The sequence below is a fragment of the Metabacillus fastidiosus NBRC 101226 genome (genome assembly GCF_001591625.1).
GTDB lineage: Bacteria > Bacillota > Bacilli > Bacillales > Bacillaceae > Metabacillus > Metabacillus fastidiosus.
The window spans coordinates 19,426-40,761 of the sequence record NZ_BCVG01000026.1 but is presented as its reverse complement, the minus strand read 5'-3'; the positions used below and the strand labels follow the sequence as shown (position 1 = coordinate 40,761).

23 protein-coding genes are annotated in these 21,336 nt (G+C 36.9%); all 23 read right to left on the bottom strand.

Translation table 11 applies throughout. The annotated features are described in order from the left end of the window. Window positions 1-50: 50 nt before the first annotated feature. Complete coding sequence (locus tag BFA01S_RS09065; protein ID WP_066228732.1) at window positions 51-1,157, bottom strand: prephenate dehydrogenase; 1,107 nt, start codon at window positions 1,155-1,157, stop codon at window positions 51-53. A gap of 87 nt (window positions 1,158-1,244) precedes the next feature. After that, complete coding sequence (gene hisC / locus BFA01S_RS09060; RefSeq protein WP_066228729.1) at window positions 1,245-2,327, bottom strand: histidinol-phosphate transaminase; 1,083 nt, start codon at window positions 2,325-2,327, stop codon at window positions 1,245-1,247. A 21-nt stretch (window positions 2,328-2,348) separates the two neighbouring features. Beyond that, window positions 2,349-3,149 (bottom strand): tryptophan synthase subunit alpha, encoded by an 801-nt coding sequence (trpA, locus tag BFA01S_RS09055; RefSeq protein WP_412758771.1) that lies wholly within the window; start codon window positions 3,147-3,149, stop codon window positions 2,349-2,351. Beyond that, window positions 3,136-4,341, bottom strand: a complete 1,206-nt coding sequence (trpB, locus tag BFA01S_RS09050) for a tryptophan synthase subunit beta (protein WP_066228726.1) — start codon at window positions 4,339-4,341, stop codon at window positions 3,136-3,138. Before trpB ends, trpA begins: the two co-directional genes overlap by 14 nt. Continuing rightward, window positions 4,325-4,978: a phosphoribosylanthranilate isomerase gene (locus tag BFA01S_RS09045; protein WP_066228724.1), complete on the bottom strand. Its 654-nt coding sequence runs from the start codon at window positions 4,976-4,978 to the stop codon at window positions 4,325-4,327. The genes trpB and BFA01S_RS09045 overlap by 17 nt, the downstream gene beginning before the upstream one ends. Continuing rightward, window positions 4,971-5,735 carry an indole-3-glycerol phosphate synthase TrpC gene (gene trpC / locus BFA01S_RS09040; RefSeq protein WP_066228719.1) on the bottom strand — a complete coding sequence of 255 codons (765 nt, stop codon included), beginning with the start codon at window positions 5,733-5,735 and terminating at the stop codon, window positions 4,971-4,973. Before trpC ends, BFA01S_RS09045 begins: the two co-directional genes overlap by 8 nt. Then, window positions 5,728-6,744 carry an anthranilate phosphoribosyltransferase gene (gene trpD / locus BFA01S_RS09035; RefSeq protein ID WP_066228716.1) on the bottom strand — a complete coding sequence of 339 codons (1,017 nt, stop codon included), beginning with the start codon at window positions 6,742-6,744 and terminating at the stop codon, window positions 5,728-5,730. The genes trpC and trpD overlap by 8 nt, the downstream gene beginning before the upstream one ends. Beyond that, window positions 6,741-8,258 carry an anthranilate synthase component I gene (gene trpE, locus BFA01S_RS09030; RefSeq protein WP_066228713.1) on the bottom strand — a complete coding sequence of 506 codons (1,518 nt, stop codon included), beginning with the start codon at window positions 8,256-8,258 and terminating at the stop codon, window positions 6,741-6,743. The genes trpD and trpE overlap by 4 nt, the downstream gene beginning before the upstream one ends. 266 nt (window positions 8,259-8,524) lie before the next feature. Continuing rightward, window positions 8,525-8,899, bottom strand: coding sequence for a chorismate mutase (gene aroH, locus BFA01S_RS09025; protein ID WP_066228710.1), 375 nt, complete (start codon window positions 8,897-8,899; stop codon window positions 8,525-8,527). A 2-nt stretch (window positions 8,900-8,901) separates the two neighbouring features. After that, window positions 8,902-9,981 (bottom strand): 3-dehydroquinate synthase, encoded by a 1,080-nt coding sequence (gene aroB, locus BFA01S_RS09020; RefSeq protein WP_066228707.1) that lies wholly within the window; start codon window positions 9,979-9,981, stop codon window positions 8,902-8,904. Continuing rightward, complete coding sequence (gene aroC, locus BFA01S_RS09015; RefSeq protein ID WP_066228705.1) at window positions 9,981-11,153, bottom strand: chorismate synthase; 1,173 nt, start codon at window positions 11,151-11,153, stop codon at window positions 9,981-9,983. The genes aroB and aroC overlap by 1 nt, the downstream gene beginning before the upstream one ends. Before the next feature lie 78 nt (window positions 11,154-11,231). After that, window positions 11,232-12,008 carry a CheR family methyltransferase gene (locus BFA01S_RS09010; RefSeq protein WP_066228702.1) on the bottom strand — a complete coding sequence of 259 codons (777 nt, stop codon included), beginning with the start codon at window positions 12,006-12,008 and terminating at the stop codon, window positions 11,232-11,234. A gap of 105 nt (window positions 12,009-12,113) precedes the next feature. Continuing rightward, entirely contained in the window at window positions 12,114-12,560 is a 447-nt protein-coding gene (ndk, locus tag BFA01S_RS09005) for a nucleoside-diphosphate kinase (RefSeq protein WP_066228699.1), read from the bottom strand. 100 nt (window positions 12,561-12,660) lie between these two features. Beyond that, entirely contained in the window at window positions 12,661-13,623 is a 963-nt protein-coding gene (gene hepT / locus BFA01S_RS09000) for a heptaprenyl diphosphate synthase component II (protein ID WP_066228696.1), read from the bottom strand. A gap of 82 nt (window positions 13,624-13,705) precedes the next feature. Continuing rightward, complete coding sequence (gene menG / locus BFA01S_RS08995) at window positions 13,706-14,413, bottom strand: demethylmenaquinone methyltransferase (protein WP_066228693.1); 708 nt, start codon at window positions 14,411-14,413, stop codon at window positions 13,706-13,708. Window position 14,414: 1 nt separating this feature from the next. Next, on the bottom strand, window positions 14,415-15,143 hold the full coding sequence (locus BFA01S_RS08990; protein ID WP_235843000.1) for a heptaprenyl diphosphate synthase component 1: 729 nt from the start codon (window positions 15,141-15,143) through the stop codon (window positions 14,415-14,417). A gap of 229 nt (window positions 15,144-15,372) precedes the next feature. Next, a complete protein-coding gene (gene mtrB, locus BFA01S_RS08985) occupies window positions 15,373-15,597 on the bottom strand; it encodes a trp RNA-binding attenuation protein MtrB (protein ID WP_066228687.1) in 225 nt (74 codons plus the stop codon). Between the two features lie 57 nt (window positions 15,598-15,654). Next, on the bottom strand, window positions 15,655-16,218 hold the full coding sequence (folE, locus tag BFA01S_RS08980; protein WP_066228685.1) for a GTP cyclohydrolase I FolE: 564 nt from the start codon (window positions 16,216-16,218) through the stop codon (window positions 15,655-15,657). A 271-nt stretch (window positions 16,219-16,489) separates the two neighbouring features. Next, window positions 16,490-16,768, bottom strand: a complete 279-nt coding sequence (gene hbs, locus BFA01S_RS08975) for a non-specific DNA-binding protein Hbs (protein WP_066228682.1) — start codon at window positions 16,766-16,768, stop codon at window positions 16,490-16,492. Window positions 16,769-17,149: 381 nt separating this feature from the next. Next, window positions 17,150-18,628 (bottom strand): stage IV sporulation protein A, encoded by a 1,479-nt coding sequence (gene spoIVA, locus BFA01S_RS08970; RefSeq protein ID WP_066228679.1) that lies wholly within the window; start codon window positions 18,626-18,628, stop codon window positions 17,150-17,152. 358 nt (window positions 18,629-18,986) lie between these two features. Beyond that, window positions 18,987-19,709 (bottom strand): hypothetical protein, encoded by a 723-nt coding sequence (locus BFA01S_RS08965; RefSeq protein WP_066228676.1) that lies wholly within the window; start codon window positions 19,707-19,709, stop codon window positions 18,987-18,989. Between the two features lie 30 nt (window positions 19,710-19,739). Then, window positions 19,740-19,925 carry a DUF2768 domain-containing protein gene (locus BFA01S_RS08960; RefSeq protein ID WP_066228739.1) on the bottom strand — a complete coding sequence of 62 codons (186 nt, stop codon included), beginning with the start codon at window positions 19,923-19,925 and terminating at the stop codon, window positions 19,740-19,742. A 357-nt stretch (window positions 19,926-20,282) separates the two neighbouring features. After that, window positions 20,283-21,320, bottom strand: a complete 1,038-nt coding sequence (locus BFA01S_RS08955) for an NAD(P)H-dependent glycerol-3-phosphate dehydrogenase (RefSeq protein ID WP_066228673.1) — start codon at window positions 21,318-21,320, stop codon at window positions 20,283-20,285. Window positions 21,321-21,336: the final 16 nt, after the last annotated feature.

Sequence of the window (21,336 nt, the reverse complement as noted above, 5' to 3'; positions counted from 1 at the left end):
CCATCAATGCGGGATGAAGAACCACCCACTGATGGAAGTTTCACCTTACCTTATACAATAAATGTTTCATAATCTGAATACTTACTAATACATTTTATCGCATTTTCACGGTCTCTCTCCGTTTGGAAGCTAAGTCTTAAAACACCGTATATTTCTTCTCTCGTCTCAATAATTCTAATATTCGTTAAGCTTATTTCTTCCTTCGCTAAATAACCAGTCACTTCAGAAATAATACCAGGATAATCCGGTACATCTATATATAAATCATAAAATGACGGGATTGCTCCTTTTTGCTTTTCAGGCAATTCATCGCGGTACTGCTTTGCATTATTAAAGTAGGAAAATAGTTCATCTCCCTGCTCTTTTGCGACAAACTCTTTTAAACGATTCATTTCTTCGATCCAGTCGTCAAATAATTGTAATAAAGAGTTTCGATTATGAATAAGTATATCTCTCCACATTGCAGGATTGCTCGAAGCTATTCTCGTAATATCTCTGAAACCGCCTGCGGCGAGTCTTTTTACGAGCGGGAACTTCTCTTCATACTTCTCAGCCTGAAAAACTAATCCTGCAGCTACAATATGCGGGAAATGGCTAATAACACCGGTAATTTGATCATGCTCAACTGGTGACAATTCAATAAAATTGGCCTTCGTCCCTTTTATTAAATCAATAAGCTCTTCAATCTTTTCTGCCGGTACTTTCTCAGTCGGTGTAAAAATATAAAATGCATTTTCAAATAAATGAGGCCTTGCAGCAACAACACCTGATTTATGGGAGCCAGCCATTGGATGTCCACCGATAAAAACAATTTCCCGATCGCTTAACTCTTGTTCTGCACATTGAATAATTTTTTCTTTTGTACTTCCTACATCTGTAATAATAACACCTTTTTTAAGTTTTACATCTTTTAATTCACGAATAATTTTTAATGTTTCTTCAACAGGTGTTGAAATAAAAATCACATCAACATGCTCTAAATCAGGCAGCTTTGTTTCCGAGCATTCATCAATAACACCAATCTTTTCTGCTAATGAACATTGGTTCTTATTTATATCATACCCGATGATATGTACATCTGGATGATCGCGCTTAATAGCTAATGCGATCGAACCGCCAATTAAACCAAGGCCAATAATATAAACTGTCTTCCCCATTGTAACCACCTTTTATACGACTAGTTAAATTCATTTCCTCATTCTTCAACAAAGAGGTGATCCATTCAATCACCTCTTTGTAACATTTCATTTAAGGAAATTTTTTAAAACATCAATAATTTCTGCATTTTGTTCTTCAGAACCAACTGTAATTCTTAAGCTTCCCGGCACTCCTAAAGCATTACCTGATCTTACGATATATCCTTTTTCAAGCAATGCCTGGAATAGCTCATCAGAATCACGTTTAAAGTCAATTAAAATAAAGTTTGTTTCAGATGGATAATATGTTAAATTCATTTCTGCACAGAAATCATAATATTGCTGTAAGCCTTTATTATTTTTTTCTACACAGTCTGCAATAAACTGCTGATCATCAATTGCTGCTATTGCCGCTGCCTGTGCGATTCTGCTCGTATTAAACGGCTCTCTTGCCGGTTCAATCTGGCGGATAAACGTTGCATTGGCAATTCCATATCCGATACGTAAAGCTGCAAGACCGTAAGCTTTCGAGAATGTTCTTAAAACCATTAAATTAGGGTATTTATTAATAAGCGGAACTGTTTCCGGATAATCTTCCGCGCCAACATATTCATAATATGCTTCATCAACTACTACTAAAACATGTGAAGGCACTTTTTCTAAAAATGACAGCAATGATAAACGTGTCACATATGTTCCAGTAGGGTTATTCGGTGAACATACCCAAACAATTTTCGTATGCTCATCGATTTTATTTAACATTGTATCTAAATCATGCATCCCATTCTTCAAAGGAACTTCGCGAATTTCAGCACCCTCAATAACTGCATTATGCTTGTACTGCGGGAATGATGGTGTCGCCATAATTGTGTTTGATTGCTGATCTAGTAAAGCTCTGCAAATAATTTGGATGATTTCATCAGAACCGTTTCCAAAAATCAGTTCTTCTTCCTTCACTTCTAAATAATTTGCAAGCTTTGTACGTAAAGCTGCACTGTATCCGTCCGGATAAAGCCCAAGCTGGTCTAATTCCTCTTTGATTGCTTCTTTTGCAAGCTGTGACGAACCATAAGGGTTTTCGTTTGAAGCAAGCTTTATTACCTTTGTTAAATTATATTCTCTTTGTACTTCCTCAATCGGTTTTCCTGGTTGATAAGGTTTTAAACCTAATAACTGTTCTTTAATTTGCAAAGGAAAACACCCTCCGATCTTTTAGCTGATTAACGATTTTGCAAAGTTTTTGAACTCTTCTACTGCTTGTTCACGTGTATTTTCGCTTGATAATCCTTCATTTAAACGTTCAATTTCTTTCATTAAGGCACTTCCGATAATAACGCCGTCACATATATTATTCATTTCTTCTACTTGCTCTTTCGTTGATACACCGAAACCAACAGCGACTGGCACTTTACTATACTTATTTACTTCTTCAATAAAGGAAGTAATTGATTTATCGAATTCATTACGAACACCAGTTACACCTAAAGAAGATACACAGTAAACGAATCCTTCCGCATTTTCAACGAGTGTCTTTATTCTTAAAGTGGATGTCGGCGCTACAAGTGTAATAAAAGCAATCCCGTTCTCTTTACATTTTAGACGGATTTGTCCACTCTCTTCGAAAGGAATATCTGGAATTAATACGCCATCAATCATGTTTTTATGCAGTAAAGCGAAAAAGTTTTCTTCACCTAATTGTAACACAGGATTATAATAACTGAACAGAACGACTGGGATATTTAGTCCTCTTTTTCTCATTTCGGGAACAAGTTCCATCGCTTTTACGATATTCATTCCATTGCTTAGCGCACGTGCCGATGCTCTCTGAATAACAAGACCGTCTGCAATTGGATCTGAATAAGGAATTCCAAGCTCAATAACAGATGCACCAGCTTCTTGAAGTGCCAGTGCAATTTCAATTGTTGCTTCTCCATTAGGATCGCCTGCTGTTATAAAAGGGATGAATAAATGATCTGTTTTTGGCAGCATTTCTTTAAATTTAGTTAGCGTCATTATTTTCTCCTTCCTCAAAATAAGTCATTAATGTATGAACATCTTTGTCCCCTCTGCCGGAAAGGCAAACTAAAACTGTTTCATCTTTATTCATTGATTTTGCATGTTCAAATGCACGTGCCAATGCATGTGCTGATTCAATTGCAGGTAAAATACCTTCTTCTTTCGTAAGCAGCTCTAATGCTTCCAGTGCTTCTTTATCTGTAACAGCTTCATACTGAACACGGCCGCTATGTGCTAAATGGGCATGTTCAGGACCAATTCCTGGATAATCAAGACCTGCTGAAATAGAATAAGGTTCTGTTATTTGACCATATTCATCTTGTAATAAGTAAGTAAGTGAACCGTGAATAACTCCGACGCTTCCTTTTGTAATCGTTGCTGCATGCTCGTTCGTCTCTACACCAAGTCCCGCAGCTTCACAGCCGATCAGCTGTACATCTTCGTCGATGAATGCTTTAAACATTCCAATTGCATTGCTTCCGCCGCCAACACAGGCAACTACTTTATTAGGAAGCTTGTTTTCTCTTTCAAGAAATTGCTTTTTCGCTTCTTCCCCGATTATTTTTTGGAATTCTCTTACGATGTATGGATATGGATGGGGACCAACTACAGATCCGATAATATAAAAATGATCCTCACAGTTTTGCACCCAGTATCTGAATGCTTCATTTGTTGCATCTTTCAATGTTGCATTTCCGCTTGAAACCGGGACTACTTCCGCACCTAATAATCTCATTCTAAATACATTTAACTGCTGGCGTCTTATATCTTCTTCACCCATGAATACTTTACATTCAAGGCCGAATTTTGCTGCAACCGTCGCTGTCGCTACACCATGCTGGCCTGCTCCTGTTTCAGCAATTACTTTCGTTTTGCCCATTCTCTTTGCAAGAAGCGCCTGTCCGATCGCATTGTTAATTTTATGAGCACCGGTATGGTTCAAATCTTCCCGTTTCAAATAGATTTTTGCTCCGCCTAATTTTTCCGTCACATTGCCGGCAAATGTTAATGTAGTCGGTCTGCCTGAATATTCTTTTAATAAAAATTTATATTCCTCAAAAAAGCTTTCATCCTGCATAACTTCCTCAAAAGCTTTCTCGATTTCAATTAAAGGCTGCATAATTGTTTCAGGAACAAATTTACCGCCAAACTCTCCGTAACGTCCATTTCTATCAGGATATGCGTACATAGTTTAACATCCTCTCTTCTAACTCGTTGATCATCTCTTTATTTTTCCGTTCATCTAATTCTATCCCACTTGATAAATCAATTCCAATTGGATGATAGTCTAGTAGCTTTTCAATATTATCCGGCTTTACTCCGCCTGCAATAAATAGTTTATTATTATATCTTTTTGCGATTTCTGTAAATTTCGGAACGACTGTCCAGTCAAATGTTACACCTGTACCGCCGCGCTGACCCTTCACTTTCGAATCAACAACAAAACCGTCTGCTATATTATGATAGCTTATCATCTCTTCTTCTGTCTCAGAATGTTGATGTAAAGCTTTCCAAATTTCAACATTAAGCTTATTTTTAATTTCATTCATTTCAGAAACAGGTTCGTCACCGTGAAATTGAACGACATCCATTTTAATATCTTGATATACCGTTTCAATCTGTTCAATCGTCGCATTAACGAAAACTGCGACGATCTTTTTCCCATTAATATTTACTTTTTGAAGCCACTCTTTCACTTCTTTTGAATCTACTTTTCTTTTACTATCTGCAAAAATAAATCCGAGATAATCTGCCTGTGATGAAGCAACAGTTTGCAGATCAGAATAGGAGCGTATTCCGCAGTATTTTAATAATGGTTTAACCATTTACAATCTCTCCGTACAATTCTTTTATTGCTTCTGTCTGATTTTCTTTTCTCATAAGAGATTCACCGACTAAAACAGCTGAGGCCCCGTAGCTCTTCACTGTATCTAGATCTTCTTTCGTATAAATCCCGCTTTCTCCTACTAATAAAGTATCTTTCGGAATTAATTGTGCAATTTCTTTTAATTGATGAATATTCGTCTCAAATGTTTTTAAATTGCGATTATTTACTCCTAATAATTTCGGTGTAAATACTTTCAGCACTCGTTCTAATGTTTCGATATCATGGACTTCTACAAGAACATCAAGATTTTTTGAATGAGCATCATCATAAAGCTCTTTTAATCTCTCAGCTTCAAGTGCTTCACCGATCAAAAGAATAGCATCTGCCCCGATTCTTCTTGCTTCTTCGATCTGAAGCTCATCAATAATGAAATCTTTTCGTAAAATAGGTATGTTTACAGCATTTTTTACTGCTGTTAAATAATCGTTAGCCCCTTGGAAATACTGGACATCAGTCAGAACTGAAAGACAGTCTGCACCGCCTTTTTCATAAGCAAGTGCAATTTCAACCGGGTGAAAATTTTCTTTAATTAAACCTTTTGAAGGTGATGCTTTTTTCACTTCAGCAATGAGACCGATATGACGATTCGGATTTTTCAGGGCATCATAAAATGATCTTTTCGTAAATTGTCCTTCTTCAGGCAGAACTAATCGGCTAATCTCTTCTTTCTTCGTTTCTAAAATTTTATTAAGCATAATTTTCCTCTCGTTTCCGCGTAAGCGCATTTAACTGTTCCAATGCAATTCCGCTGTTAATTGCATCTTTCGCCATAAGTGCTCCGTCTTTTAAATTATCCACTTTTCCCGCAACATAAAGGGCTGCACCCGCATTTAAAGCAACGATATTTACCGCACTTTCAGGACCTTGCCCGCTGAAAATATCACGAATTAATTTTGCGCTTTCTAACGAATCTGCCACTTGGATTTCTGATAAATTACCAGATTCACAGCCAAGCTCTTCAGGGCTGACAGTATACTTTGTTATTTTGCCGTTCTTTAATTCAACAACATCTGTTGGACATGTAATAGAAATTTCATCTAAACCGTCATGGCCGGTAACAAGGAGAACATGTTCTGCACCTAATCGTTCAAGCGCATATGCCAGCTTCTCAGCATACACAGTTGAGAAAACACCAATGACCTGTCTTTTTGCATTAGCCGGATTTGCTAAAGGTCCTAATATATTAAACACTGTTCTAAAACCGACCTCTTTTCTCGGTGTAACAGCATGCTTCATTGATGAATGAAACATCGGTGCAAATAAAAACGTCATATTATCATTTTTTAAGCTTTCAATTGCTTCTTCCTCTGTCGTCTGAATATTAATCCCAAGTGTTTCAAGAACATCAGCACTTCCGCTCTTTGAAGAAAATGCACGGTTTCCGTGTTTTGCAACTTTCACTTTTAAGCTGGATACAACGAGTGCAGCAGCTGTTGAAATATTAAATGTTGATGCGCCGTCCCCGCCTGTCCCGCATGTATCAACGAGATCAAAAGGACAATTTAAAGCTTTCATATGATTTTTCATCGATTTAGCAAAACCGACGATCTCATCTACAGTTTCCCCTCTGAATCGCAAAATCGAAATAAGGCTGGCGATTTGGCTTGATGTTGCATTACCAGTCATAATTTGATCCATTACATATTCTGCTTCCGCTTCGATCAATGTTTTTCCTTCAATACATCTCGCTAGTAATTGTTTCATTTCTTTAAGCCCTCCTCTTCGAAAATCGATTCAGCTAATTGGATCGCCTTTAAGGCAGCACTTGCTTTATTACATGTTTCCTTCCATTCAAGCTCTGGAATAGAATCAGCAACAATTCCCGCTCCTGCCTGAACATAAGCAGTATTATCTTTCACTGTAATTGTCCGAATTGTAATACATGAGTCAATATTCCCATCAAATCCGATGTATGCAACACTTCCAGCATAGCAGCCTCTTTGTGTCGGCTCTAATTCATTAATAATTTGCATCGCCCGAATTTTCGGTGCCCCTGATACCGTTCCAGCTGGGAATGATGCAAGCAGAGCATCAACCGGATGGACCTCTTCTTTTAATTGTCCAGTCACTTTCGAAATAAGATGCATCACATGTGAGAATTTTCCCAGTTCCATTAATGTTGGAGTTTTTACTGATCCATATTCAGAAACACGCCCAAGATCATTTCTTGCAAGGTCGACAAGCATATAATGCTCGGCTATTTCTTTTTGATCATTTCTTAGCTCAACGGCTAATTTCTCATCTTCTTCAGCAGTTCTTCCTCTTCTTCTCGTTCCTGCAATCGGATGGATTTCCAAATGCTTATCTTGAATATGAACAAGACGCTCCGGTGAACTTCCGACAAGCTCTGTATCATCAAATTTTATATAAAACATATATGGTGATGGATTAACAATTCTTAAAATTCTGTATAATGAAAAGCCATCAGTCTTAATCGGCACCTCAAATCTTTGCGAAAGAACCGTTTGAAAGACATCTCCAGCCCTGATATATTCTTTTACTTTCTCTACATCTTCTAAAAACTTAGCTTTTCCGTAATTTGATTTTATTTGTTCAAAATCAAGTTCATCTTGATTCAAATACGGCATTGGCAGCTGTTCAGGCTGTTCCTTCTGTTTCAGCATGCTGAGGTATTTACTTAACTTGCCTTCTGCGAGTTCATACACCGCTCTTAGGCTTGCTTCATTTTCATTTCCTTCGAGTCGCTCGTAATGGATGAAATAAAGCTGTTTATCCTGATGGTCGAATGCAATAATCGTTTCACAAACGAAGAATAAACATTTAGACTGTTTATCATCATTCTCTTTATGCTCTTCGACTTTTTCTAAAATGGTTACTGTATCATAGCCGATATAGCCGACAGCCCCGCCGACAAATGGAATATCTAATTCCGGCAATTTAATTTGTAAATAAGTTTGTAAATCTTTAAAAATATTCGTAAGAGAATCGGACTGTTTAATCATTTCTTTTTGTTCATTTTTTAAAATGAAGCTTCCATCCTGCTCTTCTACAAATAAAAACGGGTTCAAACCGATAAAAGAATAACGGGACCAGCTTGATTCAGAATCTTTGCTCTCTAATAAATAAACAGCTTCCTCTTTAAAAAGTTGAAAAAGTTGGATTGGGGTAAAAGTATCCGCAATATAACGTTTCACAATTGGGATTGTTTTATATGTTTTACTATTTTCACAAAATGAAGAAAACGACGAAGTTTTCATAAGCTCACTCCTCCAATATTTTTGGAGAATGAGGAAATTAGGAGGTTGTAAAGTGGAAGAAAGCATAAAAATCTACAAATATACTATATTAACACAATATAATATACAGTAAAACCCAAAAGCGAAAACCGCTTTTGGGTAGACCTATGCAATTGTTAAAAAACCTCAGCTAAACTAACCCATTCTCAGCTATCTATACTCATCTAAACTTGTAAAACCTTTTTTCTTTCATCTATCGTATTATAATTTCACTTTTATTGTCAATATTATTTATCGATAGAACTGGATAAATCCGGTCTTAATTGTACAGCATCTTTTAAGTAAATATGCTGAATTTGTTTTTGTTCTATATCTGTGTTCACCGTCATCAGTACTCTCACACAGTTTTTAAGACCATTTACTACTGGTATTTCCTGCATACACATAATCGGTACATACTCCCAGCCTTCAAACTTACGAACTGCTTTTGCAGGAAAAACATCATTTATATCATCTGTTACAGAAATGAGGATTGAAGCAACATTTTCAGGGATGATGTTGTTTTTTTCAATCATTTCTGAAAGTAAATGCTCTGTCTCATCAATAATATGATCCGCCTCATTAACTTCGACTGTTATCGCACCGCGTACCCCTCTTACCACGCCTATTCCTCCTGTCTCCACTCATTCAGATAACTTTCCAACTGATCTGATGTAAAGACCTTAGATGTAGTTACCCCGATAGATTGTAATAAGATCATTTTTATTTTATTAGAAAGAGATTTCTTATCTCTCTTCATTCGGTTTATTAATTGTTCCGTCGAAAGCTCATCAGGAACTTTTGTCGGAAATCCGAGCTGTTTAAACCATTGTTTCAGTTGTTCATAAGGAAGCTCTTCATTCAATAGCTGTTTGCTTAACGAAAGGGCAAACAGCATTCCGATTGCAACACCGTCACCATGAGAAATTTTCCCGTAGCCAAGTTCCGCTTCAATAGCATGTCCCAACGTATGCCCGAAGTTTAAAATTTCACGAACCCCAAGTTCTTTCTCATCTTCAGAAACAACTTCTGCCTTCACTTTAATTCCTTCAATGATCATCTTCTGCAACACAGTGTCAGAAACATTTTCTAATGTGGGAACATTTTCAAGTAAAAACTGATAAAGTTCTTCATTTCGTATAAAAGAATGTTTTACTACTTCAGCAAATCCTGAGCGGAATTCATCAGCAGGCAAAGTTGCTAAATAATTAATATCATATATAACGCCAATCGGCTGATAAAAAGCCCCGATCATATTTTTTCCTTCAGGATGGTTAATCGCAACCTTCCCGCCGACCGCACTGTCATGAGCAAGCAATGTCGTTGGCACTTGAATAAAAGGAATCCCTCTCATAAATGTTGCCGCAACAAATCCTGCCAAATCACCGATAACACCGCCGCCTAATGCGATGAGTGCTGATTTACGATCAAATTCATTTTGCAATGCAAATGTTTGAATATCATAGTACGCTTCAAAAGATTTTGATTCTTCCCCGCTTTTAACAACATATTTTAAGGCATGGAAATGCTCGCTCACTTTTTGAAGCACTTCATCTCCAAAATACTGATCAACAACAGAGTCAGTCACGATTAGTACCTTTGATGGAGAGACTGTTTCTAAAAGAGTAATAAGATCATTTATAAGTCCTTTTCCAACTAAAACATCATAGCGGTCAGATGTCGTTTGAATCGTTACTCTTTCCATTAAAATCCCCTCGAGTACTCACGCATTTTTTCAATATTTTCTTTAATAAGATCAATGCGGTCAAAGCCAAATTGTTCAACGATTGCGTTAGCAATTTCCCATGCGATAACTGATTCTGCAACAACACTCGCGGCTGGAACAGCACAGCTGTCAGATCTTTCAATCGTTGCTGTAAACGGCTCTTTCGTTTCAATATCAACGCTTTGAAGCGGTTTATAAAGTGTTGGGATAGGTTTCATTACACCACGGACAACAATTGGCATACCTGTTGACATACCGCCTTCTAATCCACCTAGACGGTTCGTTCTGCGGTAGTATCCTTCTTCTTTTGACCAAAGAATTTCATCATGCACTTCACTTCCCGGCTTTCTTGCTGCTTCAAAGCCGATTCCAAATTCAACGCCTTTAAATGCATTGATACTAACCATTGCTCCAGCAAGTTTGCTGTCAAGCTTGCGGTCATAATGTACATAGCTTCCGACTCCAGCTGGCATGCCTTCAACAACTACTTCTACGATTCCACCGATTGAATCGCCGTTTTGCTTCGCTGTATCGATCGCTTCCATCATCTTCAGGCTCGCTTCTTTATCATAACAGCGAACTGGTGATTCTTCCGTTACTTCAAGAAGTTCATCGATATTTTTATAATCTGTATTTTCCGCTCTGATTCCGCCGATTTCAAGTACATGTCCGACAACTTTAATTCCGAGCTCTGCTAATATTCTTTTTGCTACAGCACCAACTGCAACACGAACTGTTGTTTCACGTGCAGAAGATCTCTCAAGTACATTTCTCATATCACGATGACCGTATTTTATCGCACCTAAAAGGTCCGCATGTCCTGGTCTCGGTCTCGAAATTTGACGTTTAACCTCTTGTTCTTCTTCTTCAGTAATCGGGTCTATTCCCATAATTTTTGTCCAATGTTTCCAGTCATCATTTTCAACGACTAAAGAAATCGGAGAACCGAGAGCCTTCCCGTGTCTTACTCCCCCGACTATTTGCACCAGATCCTTTTCAATCTGCATTCTGCGGCCGCGGCCATGCCCTTTTTGTCTTCTTGCTAAGTCTGCATTAATGTCCTCTCTTGTAATCGGCAGTCCTGCTGGAACACCTTCAATAATAGCTGTTAATTGAGGACCGTGAGATTCACCGGCTGTTAAATACCTCATTATGCACTCTCTCCCTTCAACGCGCTAACGCTTTTATGTAGAAATATATCATATTATAGCGAAAAAAAATAGAATGTTTTAATTCTTTTGATAAAAAAATGTCTCAATTGATGCAAATTGATATCGTTCTGCATTAAATATTTGCTCAGTGCTTCCAACAAAGAACACACCGCCATCTTTCAATGCTTTGCTGAATTTTACGTATAAAAGTTCCTTTGCTTCTTCCGTAAAATAGATTAATACATTGCGGCAAACAATTAAATCAAAATTATCTTCAAATGGATCAGCTAATAAATTTTGCTTCTTAAAGCGGACAGCTTTTATAATCTCATTATCCAGCTTATAATTTGTTCCTTCTTTTACAAAGTATTTCGCTTTCATTTCCTTAGGTACTTCTTGAAGTGATCTCTCAGGATATAAACCTAATTTTGCTCTTGCAATTACGTTTTCGTCGATATCTGTTGCTAAAATCTGCACTCCTGATAAAGGAAGAAATTTCGACAAAATCATTGCGAGCGTATACGGTTCTTCTCCGGTTGAACACGCTGCACTCCAAATTTTCAGCTTTTTGTTTTTTTCGAGCAGCTTCGGAATAATCTTTTCTTCGAGCACTTGCCATCTTTTATAATTTCTATAAAATTCAGACACATTAATCGTCATTCGATCCAAGAACTCATAAAAGAGCTCCTTCTCACTTAAAAGACCTTGGTAAAAGCCGTTAAAGTTTTTAAAACCTCGTTTTTCATATAAAGAAGTAAGTCTTCTTTTCATTTGCGCTTCTTTATACTGCGATAAATCAATACCCGTTTTTGCTTTAATATTCCTTATAAATTGTTCATAGTCTTGATCAACCATCGTCAACTCTCCTAATACAGCTGATTACATAATGTTAGTATAGCTTAAATTCATTTAAATTTGTCATATTTTCAAAAAAATAAAAAGCTAGCATTTGCTAGCTTTTTAATAAATCCACTTATTCATAAGCTTATCGTATGCTACTAATTCTTCCTCTTTAAAGAAAAGATTAATTTCACGCTTTGCACTTTGTAATGAATCCGAACCATGAATAACATTTTTACTTAAAAAGGCTCCATAGTCACCGCGAATTGTTCCTGGCAAAGCTTCCTTTGGATTTGTCTTTCCGATCATTTGACGACTGATTTCGATCACATCTTTACCTTGCCAAACCATCGCAAATACCGGCCCTGAAGTGATAAAATTAACTAAATCGTTAAAAAAAGGTTTCCCCTTATGTTCACCGTAATGCTGTTCAGCCGTTTCAACAGGGATGGTCATCAGCTTAGCACCTATCAATTGTAAGCCTTTTCTTTCAAATCTGGCAACAATTTCTCCGATAAGCTGACGTTGAACACCATCGGGTTTTACCATTAAGAATGTTTTTTCCATATTCAATTTTCCACCCCACTGAGAATTATGTATTAACCTTACCTGTAAGTAAATATTACCATTTTATCATTTATTTCGCAACAATGGGGTGAATATATTGTTAAAATTTTCTTTTTCCAATATACTTTGCAATACTGCTCAACGTTGATTTAGCTCGCCCTCTCGGCAAATATTTCAATATAGCAAAAGCTTTTTCTAAATATAATTCACTCAGAGCATACGATTTTTCAATCGCATCTGTACGAATAATTTTTTCAACAATTGGCTTTAATTCATCAGCTGTTGTTTCCGCCGAAACCTTTTCTATTTCTGCCCGAATGTCCGCATCTTTCATCGCAAATAATACTGGTAAAGTAATATTTCCTTGCAGAAGATCGCTGCCTACAGGTTTCCCAAGCTCTTTTTCCGTTGCAGTAAAGTCTAGAATATCATCGGTTATTTGGAAGGACATTCCAACAAAATATCCAAACCAGTAAAGCTTTCGGTGCAGGTCTTCTGATGCCCCTGCTGAAACGGCCCCTAATTGACAGCTAACCGCAATGAGAAGCGCTGTTTTACGCTTTATTCTCTTCAAATATGTACGGAGAGACTGTTCATAATTATATTTATCTTTAATCTGCTCAATCTCACCAAGGCATACTTCCACCATCGTTTTTGATAAAATTTTATGAGCTTCCGGGTTTTCGATATTTGTCATCGCAACAAGTGAACTTGCGAGTAAATAATCTCCTGTATACATCGCAATCCGATTATTCCACTTCGCTTTAATCGTGGGCTTTCCTCTTCTAATATCTGCGTCATCAATGACGTCATCGTGAACGAGTGATGCCATATGAATCGTTTCAAGAGCTACTGCAACATGTTTTACAACATCGATATTATATGCTCCAAACATTGCTGACAGTAAAACAAATACGGGACGAATTCTTTTCCCTCCCGCTTCAATCAGCTCTAAGCTCGCTTCTGTAATAAGCGGATAATTTGAAGCCGTTATTCTCTTTAGTTCTTCTTCAATTATGTCTAAATCTGTACCAAAAAACGAATACAATGTTTTTAATTTCATTCGATTCACCTTAAATGCTGAATTTTTAGTAAACTCTTCATTAAGTATATGAGGCTGACTCGATATGAGCCAGCCTCACTACTTATCGCCTTTTATGTCCCATATGCATCGCTGCTACTCCACCTGTGTATGCTTTCACTTCCACATGGTCAAATCCTGCTTCTTTAAACATTTCTGCTAATTTTTTCATTCCTGGAAAATCACGTGCAGATTCTTGAAGCCATGAATATTCTTCATAACTTTTAGCGAATACTTTTCCAAACATAGGCATAATGTAGCGGAAATAAAAAAAGTACAGCTGCTTAAATACAGGTAGCGTTGGCTGAGAAGTTTCTAAACATACTACTTTCCCACCAGGTTTCACTACTCGATACATTTCCTTTAAAACTTGCATATAATCAGGCACATTCCTTAGGCCAAAGCCGATCGTTACAAAATCAAAGCTGTTATCCTCAAAAGGGAGCGACATTGCATTTCCATGAATCAGTTTAACATTATCCAATTCAAGGTCATTTACCTTTTCTCTTCCAATTGCCAGCATATTTTTGCTGAAATCAAGACCGATCACATTTCCATTTTTACCTACAGCATCTGCCAGAGCAATCGTCCAGTCAGCAGTTCCACAACAAACATCTAATGCGGACTGACCATTTTTCACATTCATACGTTTCATTGTATCTTTGCGCCAAGCGACATGACGCTGAAAACTAATAACTGAATTCATTTTATCATAGTTTTTATAAATCTTCTCAAAAACATGATGAACTCTTTCTTCCTTAGATTGCTGCATATTATGAACCTTCTTCCACGGTCTTATTTAAACAAATCTCTTCGTTAAAACGAATGGAATGTAATCTTTCCTTCAATGCATTTATTAATACGGCTGAATGAAACTGGCGATTTTCTAAAAGATTTATTGATTCATTAAAATGATAATTCATTTGTTCATCAAAATCATCTTGAGAGATATTAGGAGAAGCGATTATTCGACCATATTCAAAATGGTGAATCGATGAGCTGTCCAATAAAGGATTATACCTTTCTGCTGCCAGCCTTTTATACGCCAGAAAGTGAAAGGTTAATTTTTTCCATAAATCGAAATGAAACGATTCGGATATCTTTTGAAATAAACCAGATTCAATAACTAATAAACTTTCAACTAATGCGGACGGGTCTGTTTCCGCGTTTTCATAAATTTTAATTTTATGTTCATTTATTTCTTTTATTGCCGTTGCTAACGTTCGAACCATTTTAATATCTTTTATCCCAGATAAAATAGAATAATAAAGGCCACTGAAATAATCCCCTGCTAAAACTGTAAGCTGTCTCTTTACGAACTCGCTTTGCTTTATTTGATCAGAGTTTGTTACCTCATCATGGGTATCAAGGGCGATTTGTACGAGCATTGCCACGATAATATAATTTTCTTTCACTTGATCTGTTTCATTTAATTCATTGAAAATTGCATGAAAAAGGAATAACTTATCTTCATCAATTTTCGGCTTCGAAAGATATTTCATCAAAAAAGGATGTGCACACCTTTTCTCTATCTTCCTCTTTATTTCAGCCAATTTTGTATACATGTCTTGCAATTTATATCACCCTTGTCCCCATTTTCACATACGAACTGTCTATAGATGTGTTATTCGAAATGCTAGCAAAGATAAAAAAGAAAAATCGACGATTTTAATTATATCATATAAATTGGAATTACTATAAAAAGAAACGCAAATAAAGCAGAGTTTCTGCTTACTTACGCGATTCGCTTTGTACTTCTCCCACGGATGTCTGGATAACTGCATTTCCTCTAATTTTGATTGCAGATGTATGCTCTGTAAACTGAGCAATCATTACTTCACCTTTATCCAATTTTTCAGAATGATGAAATCTAGTATCCGTACCTCTTGTTAATCCGATGACATTAACACCATCTTCAATTGCCTTTATGACGACAAAGTCATTTTTTTGGCTCATTTTTATATACACCCGCCATCCTAAGTAGTATTAGTTATATATGTAAATTTATTCCCTTTACTTAATTAGTGACAGTACTTCCATTCTTGCAGCCTCATCATGTTTAAAAATGCCTCGAACAGCTGAGGTTATTGTCTGTGCACCCGGTTTTTTTATTCCTCTCATCGTCATACACATATGTTCTGCTTCTACAACGACCATTACACCATGCGGTTCCAGTGAATTTGTAATACTGTCAGCAATTGTTGATGTAATTCTTTCTTGCAATTGCGGTCTTTTAGCAACAGCTTCAACAGCTCTGGCAAGCTTGCTAAGTCCAGTAACCTTTCCATCCTTCGGTATGTAAGCCACATGTGCTTTGCCGTAAAAAGGAACTAAATGATGCTCACACATAGAATAGAAAGGAATATCTTTCACCAGCACTAATTCCTCATGATCTTCCCCAAAAACGGTTTTAAAGTATTCACTCGGATCTTCGTTCAATCCGGAAAAAACTTCTGCGTACATTTTGGCAACACGCTTTGGAGTATCTAATAAACCTTCCCTGTTCGGATCTTCTCCGATCGCTTCCAGGATAAGTCTTACTGCATCTTCAATTTGCTCTAAATTAACTTGCTTCATTTACCATCCTGATTACTAAGTTTTTAGCAATCAGAACTGCACCCCCTTTGATTTAATCACCTTTTTTACAGAAGACATCGAAACAAATAACTTTAGACGAACGAAAAGCATCTATTACATATTTTCATTTTTATATTTGATTCAGATTCTAGCATATTATTTACTATAAAAGCAAAAAATAGTGTTCAGCCAACAACAAATGAAAAGCCCCTTTTAAAGGGGCTTTCTTATGAAGAAATAGCATTTATGTATAATCTACTTTAAAAGTATATTATTTCCCAGCAACAGCATCTTTAAGTGCTTTACCTGGTTTAAATGCAGGCACCTTGCTAGCAGCAATTTCAATTTCTTCACCAGTTTGTGGATTGCGACCTTTACGAGCTGCACGCTCACGCACCTCGAAGTTCCCAAAACCAATTAATTGTACTTTATCACCATTTTTAAGTGTATCTAAAATTGTATCGAAAACAGCATCAACAGCTTTAGTTGCGTCTTTTTTAGAGAGTTCACTAGCTTCTGCTACTGCGTTGATAAGTTCTGTTTTATTCATGCCTTTCACCTCCTCCCAAAGAGGGATGGATTACAATCTATACATACATTTCTTTACAGATTGTACTATTTCTATACATCAATCATATAAAATGAGCGTTAAATTAATAAACAACAAATATGTTTTGTTGCATTCTTTTCACTAGCAATATACCCTAATTTTCATGTACTTGATAATGCAGGAAAAGATTTCTGTTAAAAGATTAACACAACTGTCTTTTCGAATCAAGAGAGTTTTACTCTAAAAATCCAATAATATCAACTATTTGCACTGTTTTTTAGAACATACGCTCCTGTTTTTTATCTAATTTGTAATTTAAAGGAAAAAAAGTCGTTTTTCCATAAAAATGAGGCCGCCATATAGGCAGCCTAAGGGTAGGTTTTATAGTATGATCGCAATTAATCCACCAGATCCTTCATTTATAATTCTCTCCAATGTTTCTTTTAACTTATAGCGTGCATTTTCCGGCATTAAGGAAAGCTTCGCCTGGATTCCTTCTCTTACAATCGAGCTTAAACTGCGTCCAAATATATCAGAATTCCAAATGGATAATGGATTATCTTCAAAATCTTGCATTAAATAGCGAACTAGTTCTTCCGATTGTTTTTCCGTTCCGATGATCGGAGCAAACTCAGATTCAACATCCACTTTAATCATATGAATGGATGGTGCTACCGCTTTGAGGCGAACACCAAATCTTGATCCTTGACGAATGATCTCAGGCTCATCAAGGCTCATATCCGCAAGGGCCGGTGCGGCAATTCCATATCCAGTCTGCTTCACCATTCGGAGCGCATCTGCAACCTGATCATACTCTGCCTTAGCATAAGCAAAATCTTGCATTAACTGAAGAAGATGGTCTTTTCCCCGAATTTCTACTCCAACTACTTCTTTTAAGATTTGATCGTATAAATTATCTGGTGCGTATAAATCGATTTCCGCTATTCCCTGCCCCATTTCAATACCTGCCAGGCTCGCACGGTCAATAAAGTCATATTCGCTGAATTGGCCCACTACACGATCAACATCACGCAGTCTTTTAATATCTTTCACCGTATCTTTAACAGCTTCCTGATAGCTTTCACGCAGCCAGTGGTTATCACGTAAAACCATCACCCAGCTAGGTAAGTTTACATTCACTTCGAGCACTGGGAACTCATATAATGATTCCCTGAGAACAGCCATTACATCTGATTCCCTCATGCTCTCTACACTCATCGCAAGCACTGGAATATCATATTTTTCATTTAATTGCTGGCGAAGAGCTTCCGTCTCAGGATGATGCGGATGAACAGTATTAATAATCATAATAAATGGCTTCCCGACTTCTTTCAGCTCTTCAATAACTCGTTCTTCCGCTTCTAAATAGTCTCTGCGCGGAATTTCTCCAATGGAACCGTCTGTCGTAATAACACAGCCGATTGTTGAATGTTCCTGGATTACTTTACGAGTACCGATTTCTGCCGCTTCATGGAATGGAATCGGCTCTTCATACCATGGTGTGTTAATCATGCGCGGTCCATTCTCATCTTCATAGCCTTTTGCTCCAGGTACAGTATAACCGACACAATCTACCAATCTAATATTTACATCAAGTCCCTCATCAACATGAATCGATACAGCTTGATTAGGAACGAATTTTGGCTCAGTTGTCATAATTGTCTTCCCTGCTGCACTTTGCGGCAGCTCATCTTGAGCACGTGCTTTATCTGATTCATTATCAATATTAGGTAGTACAACAAGTTCCATAAACTTTTTAATAAAAGTAGATTTACCTGTTCTTACTGCCCCAACTACTCCTAAGTATATATCGCCACCAGTTCGTTCAGCGATATCTTTAAAAATATCTACTTTTTCCAAGTCTGATCCCCTCCCGATCATGCAAAACTAAAATTCATTCAGCTAACTCTAATAAGCAGCGAAAATAAAATACAGCTACACTATGAAATAATGTATTTTTAATTTCTAAGGCTTTTTTAAATTAACAAATTACACGGCTCTTTCCCCCTGCATTGTTAAATTAGGAAAAACCTTATCCTTCTTCATTAAGTGAGACATTATATGTTTATGACATTGTCCTAATTGTTTATGACTGGTGAGATAAAATTTCTTCTGCAATTTTCAGATTATTTTTCCACTCTCTTTCTTATAAAGAAAACCCTTCTTTGAGAGTTTATTCTCAAAAGAAGGGTTCATGACTTTTTTATAAAAATAATCGTTATTTGCTATCTACCATAAAAATCGGTTCATTTTTCTTATCAACTGTATAAGGTAAGGAATAAATAGGAACGAACGGTGAATCATTAACTAGTATGCTGCGGATATCTTCCCCATGTTTATAAGAATGTTCTTTTTCACTTAGTTTTTTATACAAATCTAATCTGTAATCTACATAAATACTAAGATCGGCATCAATAACGAGAGGCAGAAACTCACCTGAGTATGGACTTTGTACTGTCGGCTCCTGTTCATACCCAAGCTCTTTGTAATCTAATGTATAAACACCGCCCGTAATCTGTTCTTTGTACGGAGGATAACCATTTGACTGGCGATATACATTTAGACGCAAATTCAAATCGCGTATTTTCTCTGATATTCTAAGATCAATCAGCTTTACTGTCGGATCTTCTTCAACATTTACTAATACGTATAAATAAATACCTCCATTTTCAAAAGATGTACCTGGAGGCTCTGCCATATACTTAGGCGCTAATTTATTAAAATCGATTGGATACTTTTGATATATCGGCGTTTCCATATCACGAGTTTTAATCGGAAGCAGCCCGCCTGACTCCTCTTGAAAGCGGTCAACTGCGTTTTGAACAGAAACTATTTGATCATCATACGGGACAGAGTTTTGGGCCAATCTTTCCTCAGGATACAAACAGCCGGTGAGGAGTGCACAAACAATTAGGGCAGCGAATAATTTTATATAATTCATTATGTAAATCTTTCCTCTTCTTTCCTCATTTTACTCTGGAACTGGGCCAGTAAATACAACAAGAAATATTAAAATTCCAGCTAAAACCATAAATATAAAAGACATCGCCGTAAAAATCATTTTCAAAACACCTTTTAATTTATAACGGCTGAAATAAATAGAGAAAACGGAAATAAACATAAACCCCATCGAGGTTAATGCAATCCACATTTTCATAAGACCTGGACTATCCACGATAAAATTCCCCCTTATTCTAAGGATGATTATAATATACTTTGAAAAACTTGTCCAAAACAGAGAAAATTAGGAATTAAAAAACTGAAGTAAAGAGGGGGCACACTTTACTTCAGCAAAAAGACTAATTTTACCCAACAGTAACGAACAACTCTAATTTGACTACAATGCATTTTATGCGGATAGGAACCATCTTGCATCCTCTAATGCCTACATTAGCTATGAAAAATGATAAAAAATATTCGCGTCCGCATTATTTCTCCATACCTTACTGGGGATTTTATTACATAATAAGCAACTTTTTTTATCATATGCCTAATCAGCTGTTTTGTAGCTTGTTTAATTCACCCTGTTCTCCATTATATTAACGAGATCTTCCATTTCATGAGTCTTCACGCGAGCCATTAAAGAGTCAACAACTTCCTTCGCTTTCTTACCATTAAACAGGACATTGTACAATGCTTCTGTAATCGGCATTTGAACATCATACTTTTCCGCCAGCTGGTATGCTGCTTTTGTCGTTCGGACACCTTCCACGACCATTCCCATATTATTTAAAACTTCGTCAAGATTTTGGCCTTTTCCGAGCAAATTACCAGCACGCCAATTTCGCGAGTGAACACTTGTACAGGTAACAATTAAATCACCAATACCTGTAAGGCCTGAAAATGTTAACGGATTTCCGCCCATTTTGCTTCCTAATCTTGCAATTTCAGCGAGACCGCGTGTCATGAGAGCAGCTTTTGCATTATCACCGTATCCTAATCCGTCTGTTATTCCTGCACAAAGCGCGATAATATTTTTCAATGCTCCGCCAATTTCCACACCGATAATATCTGGATTTGTATAGACACGGAAATTTTGGTTCATAAATAAATCTTGAACATACTTAGCTGCATCCATATTTTTAGATGAGGAGGTAACCGTTGTTATCTGTCTCAGGCTTACCTCTTCTGCATGGCTTGGACCAGAGAGAACGACAACATCTTTTAATTTATCGGCAGACATTTCCTGTTCAATAATCTCGGATATCCTTAACAATGTATCTGGTTCGATTCCTTTACTGACATGAACAATTGTTACCGGCTCTTTTACTATATTAGAAACTTGTTTAAGCACTTCTCTTAGTGCCTTTGTCGGTATAGCGAGAACAATCGTTTTAACATCGCTTAAGGTTTCTTCCAAATGAGTGTAGCCTGTAATAGATTCGGGCAGCTCCACACCTGGTAAATACTTTTCATTCTTTCTCGTTTCATTAATCTCTTTGATTAATTGTTCCCGATGTCCCCATAATCTTACTTCATGGCCGTTATCAGCTAAAACGATTGATAATGCAGTTCCCCAGCTTCCCGCTCCAAGTACACCAATCTTCTCCATTGTTTATTCCCTCCTC